This is a genomic window from Cellulomonas gilvus ATCC 13127 (genome assembly GCF_000218545.1).
In the GTDB taxonomy this organism is placed as follows: Bacteria; Actinomycetota; Actinomycetes; order Actinomycetales; family Cellulomonadaceae; genus Cellulomonas; species Cellulomonas gilvus.
On the sequence record NC_015671.1, the window covers coordinates 2,793,023 to 2,808,690 of the forward strand.

16 protein-coding genes are annotated in these 15,668 nt (G+C 73.4%); 6 read left to right on the forward strand and 10 right to left on the reverse strand.

Translation table 11 applies throughout. The features are described from left to right. Window positions 1–54 precede the first annotated feature (54 nt). From CELGI_RS12715 to CELGI_RS12725, 3 genes are all read right to left on the reverse strand, one after another. On the reverse strand, window positions 55–1,173 hold the full coding sequence (locus CELGI_RS12715) for a BMP family lipoprotein (protein ID WP_013884536.1): 1,119 nt from the start codon (window positions 1,171–1,173) through the stop codon (window positions 55–57). Window positions 1,174–1,391: 218 nt separating this feature from the next. Next, the gene (locus CELGI_RS12720; RefSeq protein WP_013884537.1) at window positions 1,392–2,645 is read right to left on the reverse strand and encodes an amidohydrolase; all 1,254 of its coding nucleotides are present in this window, start codon (window positions 2,643–2,645) and stop codon (window positions 1,392–1,394) included. A gap of 23 nt (window positions 2,646–2,668) precedes the next feature. Next, complete coding sequence (locus CELGI_RS12725; RefSeq protein WP_013884538.1) at window positions 2,669–3,799, reverse strand: mannose-1-phosphate guanylyltransferase; 1,131 nt, start codon at window positions 3,797–3,799, stop codon at window positions 2,669–2,671. 192 nt (window positions 3,800–3,991) lie between these two features. On the opposite strand from CELGI_RS12725, the gene sdhC reads away from it, so the two are divergent. The 5 genes from sdhC (at window position 3,992) to CELGI_RS12755 (ending at window position 8,672) form a co-directional block, all read left to right on the forward strand. Beyond that, window positions 3,992–4,411, forward strand: a complete 420-nt coding sequence (sdhC, locus tag CELGI_RS12730; RefSeq protein WP_081465372.1) for a succinate dehydrogenase, cytochrome b556 subunit — start codon at window positions 3,992–3,994, stop codon at window positions 4,409–4,411. After that, the gene (gene sdhD / locus CELGI_RS12735; RefSeq protein WP_013884540.1) at window positions 4,411–4,869 is read left to right on the forward strand and encodes a succinate dehydrogenase, hydrophobic membrane anchor protein; all 459 of its coding nucleotides are present in this window, start codon (window positions 4,411–4,413) and stop codon (window positions 4,867–4,869) included. Before sdhC ends, sdhD begins: the two co-directional genes overlap by 1 nt. Window positions 4,870–4,888: 19 nt before the next feature. Next, window positions 4,889–6,715, forward strand: coding sequence for a succinate dehydrogenase flavoprotein subunit (gene sdhA / locus CELGI_RS12740; protein WP_013884541.1), 1,827 nt, complete (start codon window positions 4,889–4,891; stop codon window positions 6,713–6,715). After that, window positions 6,715–7,473 (forward strand): succinate dehydrogenase iron-sulfur subunit, encoded by a 759-nt coding sequence (locus tag CELGI_RS12745; protein ID WP_013884542.1) that lies wholly within the window; start codon window positions 6,715–6,717, stop codon window positions 7,471–7,473. The genes sdhA and CELGI_RS12745 overlap by 1 nt, the downstream gene beginning before the upstream one ends. Before the next feature lie 443 nt (window positions 7,474–7,916). Next, window positions 7,917–8,672 (forward strand): phosphotransferase, encoded by a 756-nt coding sequence (locus CELGI_RS12755; RefSeq protein ID WP_013884544.1) that lies wholly within the window; start codon window positions 7,917–7,919, stop codon window positions 8,670–8,672. A gap of 22 nt (window positions 8,673–8,694) precedes the next feature. Here the strand turns inward: CELGI_RS12755 and CELGI_RS12760 are convergent, their stop codons facing one another. The 7 genes from CELGI_RS12760 to sigE all read right to left on the reverse strand — a co-directional run bounded on the left by CELGI_RS12760 (window position 8,695) and on the right by sigE (window position 14,821). After that, window positions 8,695–9,705: a YihY/virulence factor BrkB family protein gene (locus tag CELGI_RS12760; protein ID WP_013884545.1), complete on the reverse strand. Its 1,011-nt coding sequence runs from the start codon at window positions 9,703–9,705 to the stop codon at window positions 8,695–8,697. Window positions 9,706–9,772: 67 nt separating this feature from the next. Then, window positions 9,773–10,318, reverse strand: coding sequence for a 2'-5' RNA ligase family protein (locus tag CELGI_RS12765; protein ID WP_013884546.1), 546 nt, complete (start codon window positions 10,316–10,318; stop codon window positions 9,773–9,775). Beyond that, complete coding sequence (gene trpS, locus CELGI_RS12770; RefSeq protein ID WP_013884547.1) at window positions 10,315–11,340, reverse strand: tryptophan--tRNA ligase; 1,026 nt, start codon at window positions 11,338–11,340, stop codon at window positions 10,315–10,317. Before trpS ends, CELGI_RS12765 begins: the two co-directional genes overlap by 4 nt. 52 nt (window positions 11,341–11,392) lie before the next feature. After that, on the reverse strand, window positions 11,393–11,752 hold the full coding sequence (locus CELGI_RS12775; protein ID WP_013884548.1) for a twin-arginine translocase TatA/TatE family subunit: 360 nt from the start codon (window positions 11,750–11,752) through the stop codon (window positions 11,393–11,395). A gap of 44 nt (window positions 11,753–11,796) precedes the next feature. Next, window positions 11,797–13,287 (reverse strand): S1C family serine protease, encoded by a 1,491-nt coding sequence (locus tag CELGI_RS12780; protein ID WP_013884549.1) that lies wholly within the window; start codon window positions 13,285–13,287, stop codon window positions 11,797–11,799. Next, window positions 13,284–14,216, reverse strand: coding sequence for a hypothetical protein (locus tag CELGI_RS12785; protein WP_013884550.1), 933 nt, complete (start codon window positions 14,214–14,216; stop codon window positions 13,284–13,286). Before CELGI_RS12785 ends, CELGI_RS12780 begins: the two co-directional genes overlap by 4 nt. Next, window positions 14,213–14,821, reverse strand: coding sequence for an RNA polymerase sigma factor SigE (gene sigE, locus CELGI_RS12790; RefSeq protein ID WP_013884551.1), 609 nt, complete (start codon window positions 14,819–14,821; stop codon window positions 14,213–14,215). The genes CELGI_RS12785 and sigE overlap by 4 nt, the downstream gene beginning before the upstream one ends. Before the next feature lie 193 nt (window positions 14,822–15,014). Between sigE and CELGI_RS12795 the strand changes: the two genes are divergently transcribed. Further along, window positions 15,015–15,662 carry an O-methyltransferase gene (locus CELGI_RS12795; RefSeq protein WP_013884552.1) on the forward strand — a complete coding sequence of 216 codons (648 nt, stop codon included), beginning with the start codon at window positions 15,015–15,017 and terminating at the stop codon, window positions 15,660–15,662. Window positions 15,663–15,668 lie beyond the last annotated feature (6 nt).

Below are 15,668 nucleotides of genomic sequence, written 5' to 3' on the forward strand. Positions count from 1 at the left end.
GACACGCGGCGGGGAGGCCGGAGCCCCCCCGCCGCGTGATGGTTCAGCGGGTCGTCACTCGGCGAGGTACGAGGTGACCTCGACCTTGCCCGAGACGATGTCGAGCTGGAGCTGCTCCACCTCGGCCCACAGCGCCGGGTCGACCTTGCTCTCGAAGTTGTGCAGCGGGGCCAGGCCCACGCCGCCGTTCTCGAGCGTGCCGACGTACGCCTCGGGGTCCCACGCGCCGCTGCCGGCAGCGGTGACCGCGTCGAACGTCGAGACGTCCATCTTCTTGAGGATCGAGGTCAGGATCATGTCCTGCGTGCTCGGGTCCGTGTTGAAGACGTCGGCGTCCACGCCGATCAGCGCGACGTCGTTGCCGGAGTCCGCGATCGCGTCCATGGCCGACTGGTAGATGGGGCCACCGACGGGCAGGATCACGTCGACGCCCTGGTCGATGATGCCGGCCGCGATCTCCTTGGCCTTGTCGTTGGCGGCGAAGCCACCCGTGAACGAGCCCTGGTCGCCACCCTCGTAGCCGACGACCTTGACGTCCTTCTTCTTGACCTCGTTGTAGTGCTCGACGCCCTGCTTGAAGCCGTCCATGAAGATCGTCACGGTCGGGTAGGGCTGGCCGCCGAACGTGCCGACCTTGCCCGTCTTGGAGTAGCCGGCCGACAGGTAGCCCGCGAGGAACGCGGCCTGCGACGTGTCGTAGAGCAGCGGCTTGATGTTCTCGGCGTCCTTCGTGCCGTCGAAGTCGTTGTCCGCCGCGTCGTCCACCAGGATGTAGTGGACGTCGGGGTTCTCGGTCGCCGACGTGACGGTGTCGGCCGAGAGCGCGAAGCCGACCGAGACGATCGCGTCGCAGCCCTCCGAGACCAGGCTCTGCAGGTTGCCCGCGAACTCCGTCGCCGCGTCCGACTGCACCTCGGCGAACTCCGCGCCCAGGTCGTCCGCAGCCTTCTTGGCGCCTTCGTAGCTGAGCTGGTTGAAGCTCTTGTCGTCGAAGCCGCCCTCGTCGGAGACGATGCAGGCCTTGAAGTCCGACGTCGGGGTGGTCGGCTCGGACGACTCGTTCGTCGCCGCCGCGCCCGGCGTCGTCGGGGTCTCGTCGGGGGCGTCGCCACACGCCGCGAGCGCGAGGGCGACCGCCCCGCTGAGGGCGGCCACACGGATGAGCTTCTTCACGCGTCTCTCCTGGATCTCGTCAGTACGCCGCCGCTGCGCGCACGCGGTGGACGCGGCGCGCGGTCCCGTCCGTGGGTCGAACGGGGCGGCATCGATGGTGGGACTGTAGTGAGCCCGCGATGACCAGCACGTTACCGGCCGGTATCTGCGCAGGTTCCGTTACTGAGTTGGAACATCCGCCCAGGTGACGGACGCCTTGACCGCGATGCGAGACGTCTTCACCCGCGTGCGCCGGCGACGAGCGCGGCGCGCGCGAGCAGCAGCGCACCCGCCTCGACCGCGCGCTCGTCGACCACCAGGTCGCCCTGGTGGATGTCGTACGTGCGCCCGCCCGGCGTCCGGGTGCCCAGGCGCGCCATCGCGCCCGGGACGCGCGTCAGGTACCACGCGAAGTCCTCCCCGCCGAGCGACTGCTCGGTGAGCGTGACGGCGTGCTCGCCCAGCACGTCACGTGCCGCGGCCTCGAGCACGCCCGTCGCACGCTCGTCGTTCTCGACGGGCGGGACGCCGCGCTGGTGCCGGATCTCGACCTCGACGCCGAACGGCGCCACCACCTGCTCGACCGCGTCGTGGAACACCTGCGACGCCTTCTCCCACGCGCGCACGTCCAGGCAGCGCAGCGTCCCCCGCACGTGACCTGTGCCCGGGATGACGTTGTGCGCCGTGCCCGCCTGGATCGCGCCCCACGTGAGGTTGACGCCCGAGCGCGGGTCCAGCCGCCGGCCCAGGATGGCCGGCACCTGCGTCACCACCTGCGCCATCGCGAACACCAGGTCGCCCGTGAGGTGCGGGCGCGACGTGTGCCCGCCCGGGCCTGTGAACGTGACCGTGACCTCGTCGCTGGCCGACGTGATGGGGCCGATGCGTGTGCCCACCTGGCCCACGTCGAGCTTGGGGTCGCAGTGCACCGCGAAGATGGTCGCGACGCCGTCGATGCCGCCCGCGCGGATCACGTCGAGCGAGCCTCCGGGCTGCACCTCCTCGGCCGGCTGGAACACCAGCCGGACCCCCGTGGTCAGCTCACCCGCCGCCGCGAGCTCCGCGAGCGCGAGGCCCGCGCCCAGCACCGCGGTGGTGTGCACGTCGTGCCCGCACGCGTGCGCGACGCCGCGGTGCCCGGACGTCCACGGCAGCCCGCACTCGTCGAGGACCGGCAGCGCGTCGAGGTCGGCGCGCAGGCCCACACGGCCGCGCCCCGACACGGCGTGCGACGGGCCGATGTCGCACACCAGTCCGCTGCCCGGCAGCAGCTCGGGCGCCAGGCCCGCCGCGCGCAGGCGCTCGGCGACCACGCGCGTCGTGCGCTCCTCGGTGCGCGCCAGCTCGGGGTGGGCGTGCAGGTCGCGCCGGATCGCGACGAGCTCGTCCCGCAGGTCCGCGACCAGCTCGGCGAGGCGCCGCACCGCGGGCGCAGCGGGCGCGGGCCGCAGCGAGTCGAGCGGCAGGACGTCGGCGGAGGGCTGCACAGGCACGACGCGAGGTTATCCCCGGGCGCTCACAGCAGGTCCTCGCGTCCCACCGTGCGCCAGCCGTCCACCGCCGCCTTGACGTCCTGCGCGCGCGCCCGCGTCGTCACCAGGAGCGCATCCGGCGTGTCGACGACGACCGCGTCGGGCACGCCCACGACGGCCACCGTGCGTCCGGCGGCGGGCACGACGAACGCGCCGTCGGCCGCGACGCGCAGCACCGCGGCGGGCTCGCCCAGCGTGTCGCTGCCGAGCAGGCCCGCGAGCGACGCGAAGTCGCCCACGTCGTCCCAGCCGAACGCGCCGGGCACCACCGCGACGCCACCCGCCGCGGCGACGGGCTCGGCGATCGCGTGGTCGATCGCGATCTTGGTCAGGCCCGGCCAGACGCGCGCCAGCACCTCGTCGCGCGCGGGCGAGTCCCACGCGGCCGCGATCTCGCGCAGCCCCGCCGCGAGCGCGGGCAGCTCACGTGCCAGGTGGTCGAGCAGCACGGCGGCGCGCACCACGAACATGCCCGCGTTCCACCGGTACTCACCCGTGGCGAGGTACTCCGCGGCGGTCTGTGCGTCCGGCTTCTCGGTGAAGCCCGCGACGTGCCGCGCGCTCGGCGCCGCCGGCACGCCGAGCGGCCCCGCCTGACGGACGTACCCGAACGCGGTCGACGGACCCGTCGCGGCGATCCCGATGGTCACGACGAAGCCCTCACGCGCGGCGGCCACGGCCTCCCGCACCGCGGCGTGGAACTCGTGCGTCCGGTCGATCACGTGGTCGGCCGCGAACGAGCCGAGCACCACGTCCGGTCCGTGGCGCTCGAGCAGCACGGCCGCGGCGAGGCCGATCGCCGCCATCGAGTCGCGCGGCGAGGGCTCGACCAGGAGGCGCGCGTGGTCCTCCCCCACCCCGAGCGACGGGACCTGCTCGGCCACCGCGGCCGCGTGGCGCACGCCCGTGACCACCACGACGCCCGCGGGCCCGGTGAGCGGCTCGAGCCGGTCGACCGTCGCCTGCAGCAGCGTCCGGCCCGTGCCCGTCAGGTCCAGCAGGAACTTGGGGTGGCCCGCCCGGGACAGCGGCCACAGCCGCGTGCCCGCACCGCCGGCGGGCACCACCGCGTGGAACCCGGGGATGGGCGCGGACGTCACGGGCTCGTCTGACATGCGGGTCAGGCTAGCCGTCGGGGGTGCGCGCGGACCGGGTCCGCACCCGCCCGAGCCGCCCGCGCTGTGGACTTGCTCACACGCAGGGACCTTGGACCTAGGTCCGTGCAGCGGGGCCCGCGGGGGTCTATACAGTGAGCAAGCCCACGGGACGACGTCGTCCCACCCCTGACTCGCCAGGAGGCACCCCCCGTGTCCGCAGCGCCAACCGCGCCCTCCTCGCCACCCGCGAGGAAGAAGGCGCCCGTCGGCACGCTCTACCGAGGGCGTGAAGGCATGTGGTCCTGGGTCGCGCACCGCGTGACCGGCGTCGCGATCTTCTTCTTCCTGCTGGTGCACGTGCTCGACACGTCGCTGGTGCGCGTCTCCCCCGAGGCCTACAACGACGTGATCGGGACGTACAAGAACCCGATCATGGGCCTGGGCGAGGCGGGCCTCGTCGCCGCGATCGTCTTCCACGCGTTCAACGGGATCCGGATCATCCTGGTCGACTTCTGGGCCAAGGGCCCGAAGTACCAGCGCGTGATGCTGTGGATCGTCCTGGGCCTGTTCGTCGTGACCATGGCGGGCTTCCTGCCGCGGCACCTGATGCACGTGTTCGGGGGCGAGTGATGACCACGATCGCGGATCCCAAGGCGCCGCGTCCCCCGCGCGCCCGTCCGGCACGGCTGACCACGCGCGGCAACACCGAGCTCTACGGCTGGATCTTCATGCGCGCGTCGGGCGCGCTGCTGCTCGTCCTGATCTTCGGCCACCTGTTCGTCAACCTCGTCGCCGGTGACGGCGTCAAGGCCATCGACTTCGGGTTCGTCGCCGGCAAGTGGGCCTCGCCGCTGTGGCAGGTCTGGGACCTGCTGATGCTGTGGCTCGCGATGATCCACGGCACCAACGGCATGCGCACGATCGTCAACGACTACGCCGAGAAGGACAGCACGCGCCTGGTGCTCAAGGGCCTGCTGTACCTCGCGTTCGTCGTGACCGTGGTCCTGGGGACGCTCGTGATCTTCACGTTCGACCCGTGCCCCACCGACGCGCCGCTGGACCTGCTGCCGTCGTTCTGCACCGCCTGACGCCCGAAGGAACCGAGACATGCAGACCCATCAGTACGACGTCGTCATCGTCGGCGCGGGTGGTGCGGGCATGCGCGCGGCCCTCGAGGCCTCCACGCGCGTGCGCACCGCCGTCATCACCAAGCTCTACCCCACGCGTTCGCACACCGGCGCGGCGCAGGGCGGCATGTGCGCCGCGCTCGCCAACGTCGAGGAGGACAACTGGGAGTGGCACACGTTCGACACCGTCAAGGGCGGCGACTACCTGGTGGACCAGGACGCCGCCGAGGTCATGGCCAAGGAGGCCATCGACGCGGTGCTCGACCTGGAGAAGATGGGCCTGCCGTTCAACCGCACGCCCGAGGGGCGCATCGACCAGCGCCGGTTCGGCGGGCACACGCGCAACCACGGCGAGGCCGCCGTCCGCCGGTCCTGCTACGCCGCGGACCGCACCGGCCACATGATCCTGCAGACGCTGTACCAGCAGTGCGTCAAGAACGACGTCGAGTTCTTCAACGAGTTCTACGTGCTCGACCTGCTCGTCGACCACGACCTCGCGGCTGGTGACGTCGCCGACGGCGAGGAGGTCAACGTCTCGGGCGTCGTCGCGTACGAGCTCGCGACCGGCCAGATCCACGTGTTCCAGGCCAAGGCGGTCGTGTTCGCCACCGGCGGCGCGGGCAAGATCTACAAGACGACGTCCAACGCGCACACGCTCACCGGTGACGGCATGGCCCTGGCGTACCGCCGCGGCATCCCGCTCGAGGACATGGAGTTCTTCCAGTTCCACCCGACGGGCCTCGCGGGCCTGGGCATCCTGCTCTCGGAGGCCGCGCGCGGCGAGGGCGGCATCCTGCGGAACGCCGACGGCGAGCGGTTCATGGAGCGCTACGCGCCGACGATCAAGGACCTGGCCCCGCGTGACATCGTCGCCCGGTCCATGGCCAACGAGGTGCGGGAGGGCCGCGGCGCGGGCCCGAACAAGGACTACGTGCTGCTGGACCTGACTCACCTCGAGCCCGCGCACATCGACGCCAAGCTCCCGGACATCACCGAGTTCGCGCGCACGTACCTGGGCATCGAGCCCTACACCGAGCCCGTGCCGGTGTACCCGACCGCGCACTACGCCATGGGCGGCATCCCCACGAACATCGAGGGTGAGGTCCTGCGCAACGAGACCGACGTGATCCGTGGCCTGTACGCCGCGGGCGAGGTCGCGTGCGTCTCCGTGCACGGCTCCAACCGGCTGGGCACCAACTCGCTGCTGGACATCAACGTGTTCGGCAAGCGCGCGGGCCGGTCCGCGGCGGCGTACGCCGCGACCGCACCGTTCGTCGAGCTGCCGGACGCGCCCGCCACGACCGTGGAGGCCGAGCTCGAGACCATCCGCACGCGTGGCGACGGGGAGCGCGTGGCGGACATCCGCCGTGCGCTGCAGGAGACCATGGACGCCAACGCCCAGGTGTTCCGCACGCAGGAGTCGCTCACGCAGGCGCTCGCGGACCTGAAGTCGCTGCGCAAGCGCTACCAGGCGGTCTCCGTGCAGGACAAGTCCCGCACGTTCAACACCGACCTGCTCGAGGCCGTCGAGCTCGGCTTCCTGCTCGACATCGCCGAGACCGTCGTCGTCGGGGCCCTCAACCGTGCCGAGTCGCGCGGTGGGCACTTCCGCGAGGACTACCCGAACCGCGACGACGAGCGGTTCATGCGCCACACCATGGCCTACCGTCGCCCGCTCGCGTCCGCCGACAAGCCGGCCGGCGACGGCGCGTTCGACCACACCGAGGTGTTCGACGACTACCAGCTGGTGCTCGGCTCCAAGTCCGTCACCGTGACCCGCTACCAGCCGATGGAGCGCAAGTACTGATGACTGCCACGATCGAGGCGCCCGCGCAGGCCGGTGCCGTGCCGTCGTTCACCGTCACGCTGCGGGTCCTGCGCCACCTGCCCGCCGACGACGGCACCGCCACCACGCGCTGGGACGAGTTCCAGGTCCAGGTGCACGGCACCGACCGCGTGCTCGACGCGCTGCACAAGGTCAAGTGGGAGGAGGACGGCTCGCTGACGTTCCGCCGCTCGTGCGCGCACGGCATCTGCGGCTCGGACGCGATGCGCATCAACGGCCGCAACCGCCTGGCGTGCAAGACGCTGCTCAAGGACCTCGACCCGAGCAAGCCGATCACGGTCGAGCCCATCAAGGGCCTGCCCGTGGTCAAGGACCTCGTGGTCGACATGGAGCCGTTCTTCGCGTCCTACCGCGAGATCATGCCGTTCCTCATCACGTCCGGGAACGAGCCCACCAAGGAGCGTCTGCAGTCCGCCGCGCAGCGCGAGCGGTTCGACGACACGACCAAGTGCATCCTGTGCGCGGCCTGCACGTCGTCGTGCCCGGTGTTCTGGACCGACGGGCAGTACTTCGGCCCGGCCGCGATCGTCAACGCGCACCGGTTCATCTTCGACAGCCGCGACGAGGGTGGCGCGCAGCGCCTCGAGATCCTCAACGACAAGGAGGGCGTGTGGCGCTGCCGCACGACCTTCAACTGCACCGAGGCGTGCCCGCGCGGCATCGAGGTCACCAAGGCGATCCAGGAGGTCAAGCGCGCGATGATCACGCGCGCCTTCTGACCGTCGCCGCCGCACATCAGGACGTCGGGCCCGCGCGGCCGGCGCCGCACAGTGATGCGGTGGGGGCGATGAACCGTGAGTGGCACGCCGAGCACGCGCTCGGCAGCAAGGCACCCCTGGACGCACGCGTGGCGTGGCACCGGGAGCACGCGCAGGTCTGCGCGTGCCGCCCGGTCCCCGCCTCCCTGCGCCCCCTCCTGTCCACCCCCACCCCCACCCCCACTCCCGTCGCCCCACCCACCCCGGCCTGACCTCCCACCACCCCCCCGAACTGGTACCTATCCGCCAGGTCGCGCACCGGGAAGCCCGCCGAACTGGTACCTATCCGCCAGGTCGCGTGCGGGAAGGCCGCCGAACTGGTACCTATCCGCCAGGTCGCGCGCCCGGACCCGCCGAGCCGGCGGTTGAGTACCAGGTCGGGGGTGGCGTGGTTGGGTGGGGGGATGCAGGACGAGGTGGCGCTGCCGGGTGGGAACGTGGGCGGGGCCGTGCGGGTCGGGGACACCGTCCGGCGGCCGACGGGGCCCTGGACGCCCGCCGTGCACGAGCTGCTGGGGTTCCTGGCCGACGAAGGGCTGCCGTGCGTCCCGCGCGTGCACGGCGTCGACGAGCGGGGCCGCGAGATCCTCGACTACCTGCCGGGGCACGTGGTGCCCGTGGGCGAGGAGGAGCTGACCGACGCGCAGCTCACGTCGGCCGCGCAGTGGTTGCGCGAGTACCACCGCGTGGTCGCGGGGTTCCCGCGCACGGCGCGCCGGTGGCGGTTCGTCGAGCGGGCCCTGGCGCCCGGGGAGATCGTGTGCCACCACGACACCGCGATGTACAACATGGCGTTCGACGGCGACGACCTGGTGGGCGTGTTCGACTGGGACGTCGCCGGACCGGGTGTCCCGCTGGACGATCTCGCGATGCTCGCGTGGGTCTCCCCGCTGCTGTTCCCGGACGACGACGCGGCGCGCATGGCGCACGGCCTGCACGTGATCGCGCGCGCCTACGGCGGGACGGACCCCGCGGTGCTGCTGCGCCACGTCGAGCGGCGCATGACCGACGCGTCGGACCGCATCGAGGCGGGTCAGCGCGCGGGCGACCCGGGCATGCTGCGGCTCGGTGAGGTGGGCGAGCCCGCATCGACCCGCGCGCGGCTCGCGGCGCTCGTCGCGCGCACGGCCGAGCTCGAGGCCGCGCTCGGCACCCGCTGATCAGGCGCCCGCACGGGGCGCGTCAGTCGCAGGGATCGGGGGCCGGCCGCGGGTCCGCGGTCCACGCGGCCGAGAGCAGCACGATCCGGGCCATCAGGTTGACCCAGACCAGCAACGTCACGATCACCGCGAACGACGCGAGCACCGGGTTCTTGGTGGCGCTGCCCGCGACCACCGACGTGCCCAGGAACCGCACGACGCCCACGCCGAGCGCGCAGATCGCGGCGCCCCGGAGCAGGTCCCGCCGCGGCGGGTGCTGGTTGGCCAGGACCCGGACGACGAGCACGAACACCGCCGCATCGAGCACGAACGTCACGAGCAGGCCGCAGACGCGCAGCACGACCGTGGTGGCGCCGGCCCAGCCCAGCTCGCCGAGCAGCCACTGCGCGCCCGCCGTGACGGCGGTGGTCAGGACCGCGGACAGCAGCACCGCGAACGCGAGGCCCGCGAGCCCGCCGAGCTCGCGGAGCTTGCCCAGCACGACGTTCTCGCCGCCGGTGCCGCTCGCGCCGTCGGCCGCGAACATCGCGCGCACACCCGTGCGCAGCGCCGCGGCGGCCGACAGCGCCGACATGAGCAGCACGACGAGCGCCACGGCCCCGGCCACGGTCAGGCCCGCGGACATGCGCAGGGTGTCCGGGTCGATCAGGCCCGAGCCCGCGTCGTCGGTCTGCACGAGTCCCGGCAGCGCCTCGTCGATCGCCGTCAGGACGCGCCCCCGCAGGTCCGCGTCGCCGCCGAGCAGCGCCATGAAGACGGTCCAGCCCAGCGTGAGGGCCGCGAAGACCGAGAACAGCGCCGCGTACGCGATCCCGCCCGTGAGCACGCCACCGCCGCGCGCACCGAACCGTGCGTTGGCGCGCGCGGGGCGGGTCGCCTGCCACCACGCGAGGGCGGCCTTCGCGCGCGCGACGAGCCGGGCCGGCAGCCCGGTGCGGGGGGCGGCGACCGGCTCGCCCACGGCCGCCGCGGCGTGCACGTGCGCCGCGCCGGACCCCGCGGCCGGCTCGATCACCTCATGCTTCGTGCTCACGCGTCGAGGCTAGGTGCGCTCGCGCGCGACGGCACGCGCAGCGGGCCGGGCCGGTGCCTGGCGGGGCTCAGCCCGTGGCGGTCAGGGGGTACTCGGCGCGGGGGCGCCACACCTCGTCGTCGCCGCGCACGTAGCAGTGGAAGCCCGTCACGACGAAGCCCGCGTCGTAGTCCGCGAGCTCGTCCATGGCCGCGTCGAGCTGCTCGTCGGACAGCTCGTGCGCCACGGTCACGTGCGGGTGGTAGTGGAAGCGCAGGTCCTGCGCGAGCGGGCCCTGCCGCACCGCGGACTCGAGCTGCTCGCATCCCGCGATCCCGTCGGCGACCTGCACGAACGCGACCGGCGAGACGGGCCGGAACGTGCCGGTCCCGCGCAGCCGCACCGTGAACGGCGCATGCCGACGTGCGACGTCCTCGAGGTGCGCGTGCACCTCGGACGCGCCGGCGCCGTCGACCGCGGTCGGGCCCAGGAGCGTGATGTGCGGCGGGATGAAGCGGGCCCACGGGTCGCCCAGGCGGGCGCGCGCCGCATGCAGCTGCGCGGCGAACGGCTCGGGCACCGTGATCGCGACGCCGACCATGGTCTGGTCGCCCGCGAGCTCCGGGAGCCTCACGCCCGGACCCGTGACCGCCGTGCGAGCAACCCGGTGCGCTCGTACACGCGCTCGAGCGTGACGGCGGCGATCTCGCGCGCCTTGCCCGCGCCCACCTCGAGCACGTCGTCGAGCTGCGCGGGGTCGTCGAGGTACTCGTGCACGCGCGCCTGGAACGGCGTCACCCAGTCGACGACGACACCGGCCAGGTCCACCTTGAGGTGCCCGTACCCCTTGCCCTCGTAGTCGGCCTCGAGCTCGGGGATCGAGCGCCCGGTGAGCGCCGCGAAGATCGTCAGGAGGTTGGAGATCCCGGGCTTGCCCTCGGGGTCGAACCGGATCTCGTGGCCTGTGTCCGTCACGGCCGAGCGGATGCGCTTGGCGATGCGCCTGGGGTCGTCCAGCAGCTCGATCAGGCCGTTGGGGGATGCGGCGGACTTGCTCATCTTCGCCGTGGGGTCCTGCAGGTCGTAGATCTTGGCCGTCGACTTCACGATGTGCGGCTCGGGCACCACCACCGTGTCCGCGCCGAACCGCGCGTTGAGGCGCTGCGCCAGGTCACGCGTGAGCTCGAGGTGCTGACGCTGGTCCTCGCCGACCGGCACGCGGTTCGTGTCGTACAGCAGGATGTCGGCAGCCATGAGCACGGGGTACGTGAACAGCCCGACCGTGGTGCCCTCGGTCCCCTGCTTGGCGGACTTGTCCTTGAACTGCGTCATGCGCGCGGCCTCGCCGTACCCCGTCAGGCAGGACAACGTCCAGGCGAGCTCGGCGTGCTCGGCCACGTGCGACTGCACGAACAGCGTCGACCGCTCGGGGTCGACGCCCGCGGCCAGGTACTGCGCGGCCGTGCGACGCGTGCGCTCGCGCAGCACCGACGGGTCCGGCGCGACCGTGAGCGCGTGCAGGTCGACCACGCAGTAGATCGCCTCGTTGCCGTCCTGCAGCGCGACCCACTGCGTCAGCGCACCCAGGTAGTTGCCGAGCTGGAGCGAGTCCGACGTGGGCTGCATCCCGGAGAAGATGCGCAGCGGCTGGGGCACGAAGACGACCAATCTGTGCGAGGGGTGGTGTGCTGGCGGCGAGCGTAGCGACTCAGGTCGCCTCGTCGTCGAACGGGGCAGGTCCGGACAGCGCCACGGCACCCGCGCGCGCCGCGACGGGAACCACGGCGGCGCCCGCGGGCCGGGGTGCGGACGGCGCGGTCTCGGGCTCGAGCAGCGCATCGCGCACGATCCGGCGCGGGTCGTACCGGCGCGGGTCGAGGGCCTCCCAGTCCACGCCGAGGTCGCCGGTCTCGTCGTCGATCCGGGTGCGCGCCTGAGCGATCCAGGCGCGGCCGCGCTTGACCAACGAGCCGAGCTGCTCGGCGTACTCGGGCAAGCGCTGAGGCCCGATCACCAGGGCGGCGATCACCAGGATCACCAGGAACTCACCGCCGTTGATGTCGAACACCGGCCCAGGCTACCCCGCAGGCGGGGGCCACCCGGACGCCCGGTTCAGGACGACTCGTCGAGCTCCACGCGGACCTTCCGGGACGAGTCGCCGTCCTGCACGGCGAGCACGACGACGTCGCCGGGCTCGTGCGCGCGGATCGCCACGATGAGCTCGTCGGGCATCGTCACGGGCCGGTCGTCGATGGACAGGATCACGTCGCCCGGGCGGATGCCGGCGCGGTCGGCGGGGCCGTCGGGCGAGACGGGCGGCTGCCCGTCGACGTCCTCGGTGGAGACCTTGACGCCCTCGCCGGTGTACCTCGAGTCGAGCAGCACCCCGATGATCGGGTACGTCGCGCTGCCCGTCTCGATGAGCTGCGTCGCGGTGCGGCGGGCCTGCTCGGACGGGATCGCGAAGCCCAGGCCGATGCTGCCGCCCGCCGCGCCGTCCTGGCTCGGCGGCTGCGCGATCGCGGAGTTGATGCCGATGACCTGGCCCGATGCGTCCACCAGCGGACCACCCGAGTTGCCGGGGTTGATCGCCGCATCGGTCTGGATCGCGTTGATGAACGCGGTGTCGGTCTCGTCACCCGCCGCGACGGGTCGGTTCAGCGCGGACACGATCCCGGTGGTCACGGTGCCCGCGAGCCCGAGAGGAGCCCCGATCGCGACGACCGGGTCACCCACGCGCACCGCGTCCGAGTCGCCCAGCGCGAGCGGGACCAGGCCGGTGGCCTTGACCTTGATGACCGCGAGGTCGTACTCGGCGGTCCGTCCGACGATCGTCGCGGGCAGCTCGCGCCCGTCGGAGAACGTCACGACGAGCGAGCCCCCCGGGGCGTCGGCGGACGCGACCACGTGCGAGTTGGTGAGCAGGTAGCCGTCCTGCCGGAGCACGAAGCCGCTGCCGGTCGCGACGCCCGCCGCGTCGGTGGCCTCGATCGAGACCACGCTCGGCAGCACGTCAGCCGCGATCGCGGTCACGCCCGTCGCGGCCGGGGCGGTGCCGCCGCCGGCCGGTGCCGCGGGGAGACCTGCGTCCGCCAGGCGGTCGTCCTGGCCGAGGCGGGCGCCGATCACGCCACCGGCTCCGCCCGCCACGAGCGCGAGCAGGAGCAGCGGCACCACCCAGACCGCGGACAGCGCGCGCCGGCGCCGGCCCGAACCCGCGGACGTCCCGTCCGGGAGCCCGGGGGCGTGCGGCGTGCCGGGCTGGACACCCTCGTGAGGCGGCCGCGCGTGCTGCACCGGTGGCGCGAACGGCGCGGTGGCCGGGTGCGCCGCCGCGACACCCGGGTGCGTCGCGTACGGGGACGCGGGTGCGCCGTACGGCGCGTAGGGCGAGGCGGGTGCGGCGTACGAGGGCGGTGGGGCGTACGGGGGCGCGGGTGCGGTGTACGGCGACGCGGGTGCCGCGTCCGGCGACGCGGGCCCGGCAGACGAGGGGGCGGCGAACGGCGACGAGGGCTCAGGAGCAGCGGGCACCGACCTGCGGGGGTCGGCACCCGGCGGCGCGAACAGCGGGACGTCGGGACCCTGCTCGGGCGTCGTCATGGGGCTGCGAAGGCTCCTGTCACGGTGGACCAGCCGCGCGAGATGCGCGCCGGCACGCCGTCGTCGTACGCGCCGCCAGGGAATGCTGCCACGAGTGACGACGCGTCGTCGCCCGCCACCACCTGCACGACCGTGTCGTCGCACTGCCACACGGCGTGCCACGGCGCGTAGGACAGCACGTAGGCCTCGCGTCCCGCGATCTCGACCCGGTCGGCCCCGGCCAGCGCGTTCGTGTCGAGGCGCCCCGCCTGCTCGGTCACGACGAGCACGCCGTCCGGGCCGACGAGGTCGACCTCGACCGTGGAGTCGTCGGTCCACCGCACGTCGGCCACGGACCAGCCCGCCGGCAGCTCGGCGGGGAACGTCCAGCCGTCGTCACGGAGCGCGGCGGCCACGGTGGTCGCGTCGGCCGCGGACGTCACCTGGCCGACCCGCGCGGGTGTGGCCGCGCTGCCGAGCAGGCCCAGGTCGGTCCCGGGGTGGCCGACGGGTGTCACGGTCGGCTGCTCCCCCATCACGAACAGCATCGCGGCGAGCGCCCCGACGCCGGCCAGCGACCCGGCCGCGAGGCGCGTGCCGGACCGGCGCTGCTCGACCTCGCCGCGCAGCGCACGCGCCCGCCTGCCGTGCACGGCGGGCACCGTGAGCCCGGGCGGGGCGAACGGGTCGCGCCGCACCGGGGGCACCGGGCACGCCGCACCCTGCGGCTCGCCCAACGTGGCGCCGAGCGAGAGCAGGCGCGCGGTGAAGTCGGGTGCGGGCGGCACGTCGTCGACCGCGCACGCCAGGGCCTGCCGCGCGGCGCGCGCCGCGGCCAGCGCCTCCGCGCACAGCGCGCACGCCGCGACGTGCGCGAGCGCACGTTCGGTCGCGGCCACCGAGAGCTGGCCGTCGACGAGGGCGCTGATCCGCGAGCCGAGGTGCGTCATGCGTCGTGCGCACCTGCGGTCGTGAGCAGGACGTCGTCCGGGTCGAGCGGTCCGGAGCCCCGCAGCGCCTCGGGTGCGCGGTGCTCGAGCGACTCGCGCAGGCGGGCGCGCGCCCGGTGGATGCGCGAGCGCACCGTCCCGAGCTTGACGCCCAGCGTCACCGCGATCTCCTCGTAGGACAGCCCTTCGATGTCGCACAGCACGACGGCCGCGCGGTACTCGGGCCGCAGCTCGTCGAGCGCGCGCTGCACGTCGTGGTCCAGGTTGCCGTGCTCGAACGCACGCTCGGGCGCCGCGAGCTGGTCCCCGCTGACGTAGCGGTCGGAGTCCTCACCCATCGCGTCCATGCGGATGCGCTGCTTGCGCCGCGCCTGGTCCAGGAACAGGTTCGTCGTGATGCGGTGCAGCCAGCCCTCGAACGTCCCGGGCGCGTACGTGTGCAGCGAGCGGAACACGCGCACGAACGTCTCCTGCGTCAGGTCCTCCGCGTCGTGCCGGTTCCCCGTCAGGCGGTAGGCCAGGCGGTAGACGCGCGCGGAGTGGTCGCGCACGATCTCCTCCCACGTCGGGGGCTGCCACCCGGCGGGCACCTCGGTGCTGGGCACTGCTCTCCATTCGTCTGCGGTCGGCGTTCGCCGTCGACCATCGTCCCAGCATCTGCAACGCACCGCCGCCCCGGAACGTTCCACGCCCGGTGGCGGGCGGGTGCGGGACTAGGCTGTGCCGAGCCCGCGACCGCGGCCGTTCGCACCGATCCGACGCATCGCCTGACGCCGTCGCAGCACCTGGGAGGCCATCGTGTCCGCCGACAAGGCCACCAGCTGGGTGTTCGCCGAGGAGCTCGTGGGCGAGGACGACGTGCTGCTCGCGGCACGTGAGCGCGCCGCTCAGCTGGGCGCTGGGGCCGTCCTGCCCGGCACGGGCCGCGCGCTGAGCGTGCTGGCCGCGGCCGCGGGGGCGCGCACCGTCGTCGAGATCGGCACCGGCACCGGCGTCGCGTCGCTCTACCTGCTGCGCGGCATGCCCGAGGACGGCGTGCTCACCACGATCGACCCGGAGGTCGAGCACCACCGCGCGGCCAAGGAGGCGTTCGCGGAGGCGGGCCTGCGCTCGACGCGCACGCGCACCATCTCCGGCCGCGCGCTGGACGTGCTCCCGCGCCTGACCGACGGCGCGTACGACCTGGTCCTGCTCACGCTCACCACCGCGGGCGGCATGCTCGAGCAGGCGCCCGAGTACCTGGCGCAGGCGGTCCGGCTGCTGCGCGCGGGCGGGGTGCTCGCCGTCGACCACGCGCTCTGGTACGACCGCGTCGCGGACCCTGCACGGCGCGACGAGGCGACGACCGCGGTGCGTGAGCTCGTCCGCTCGGTGCGCTCGGACGAGCGGCTGCTGCCCGCGCTGCTGCCTGTGGGCAACGGGCTTCTGGTCGCCGTCCGCCGCTGACCGCCC

What these genes read in the sequence shown, in the direction of transcription:
- CELGI_RS12725 (WP_013884538.1), bottom strand. Translation starts at nt 3,799, where the DNA reads ATGTCAGACGAGCCCGTGACGTCCGCGCCCATCCCCGGGTTCCACGCG.
- sdhD (WP_013884540.1), top strand. Translation starts at nt 4,411, where the DNA reads ATGACCACGATCGCGGATCCCAAGGCGCCGCGTCCCCCGCGCGCCCGT.
- sdhA (WP_013884541.1), top strand. Translation starts at nt 4,889, where the DNA reads ATGCAGACCCATCAGTACGACGTCGTCATCGTCGGCGCGGGTGGTGCG.
- CELGI_RS12745 (WP_013884542.1), top strand. Translation starts at nt 6,715, where the DNA reads ATGACTGCCACGATCGAGGCGCCCGCGCAGGCCGGTGCCGTGCCGTCG.
- CELGI_RS12755 (WP_013884544.1), top strand. Translation starts at nt 7,917, where the DNA reads ATGCAGGACGAGGTGGCGCTGCCGGGTGGGAACGTGGGCGGGGCCGTG.
- CELGI_RS12780 (WP_013884549.1), bottom strand. Translation starts at nt 13,287, where the DNA reads ATGACGACGCCCGAGCAGGGTCCCGACGTCCCGCTGTTCGCGCCGCCG.
- CELGI_RS12785 (WP_013884550.1), bottom strand. Translation starts at nt 14,216, where the DNA reads ATGACGCACCTCGGCTCGCGGATCAGCGCCCTCGTCGACGGCCAGCTC.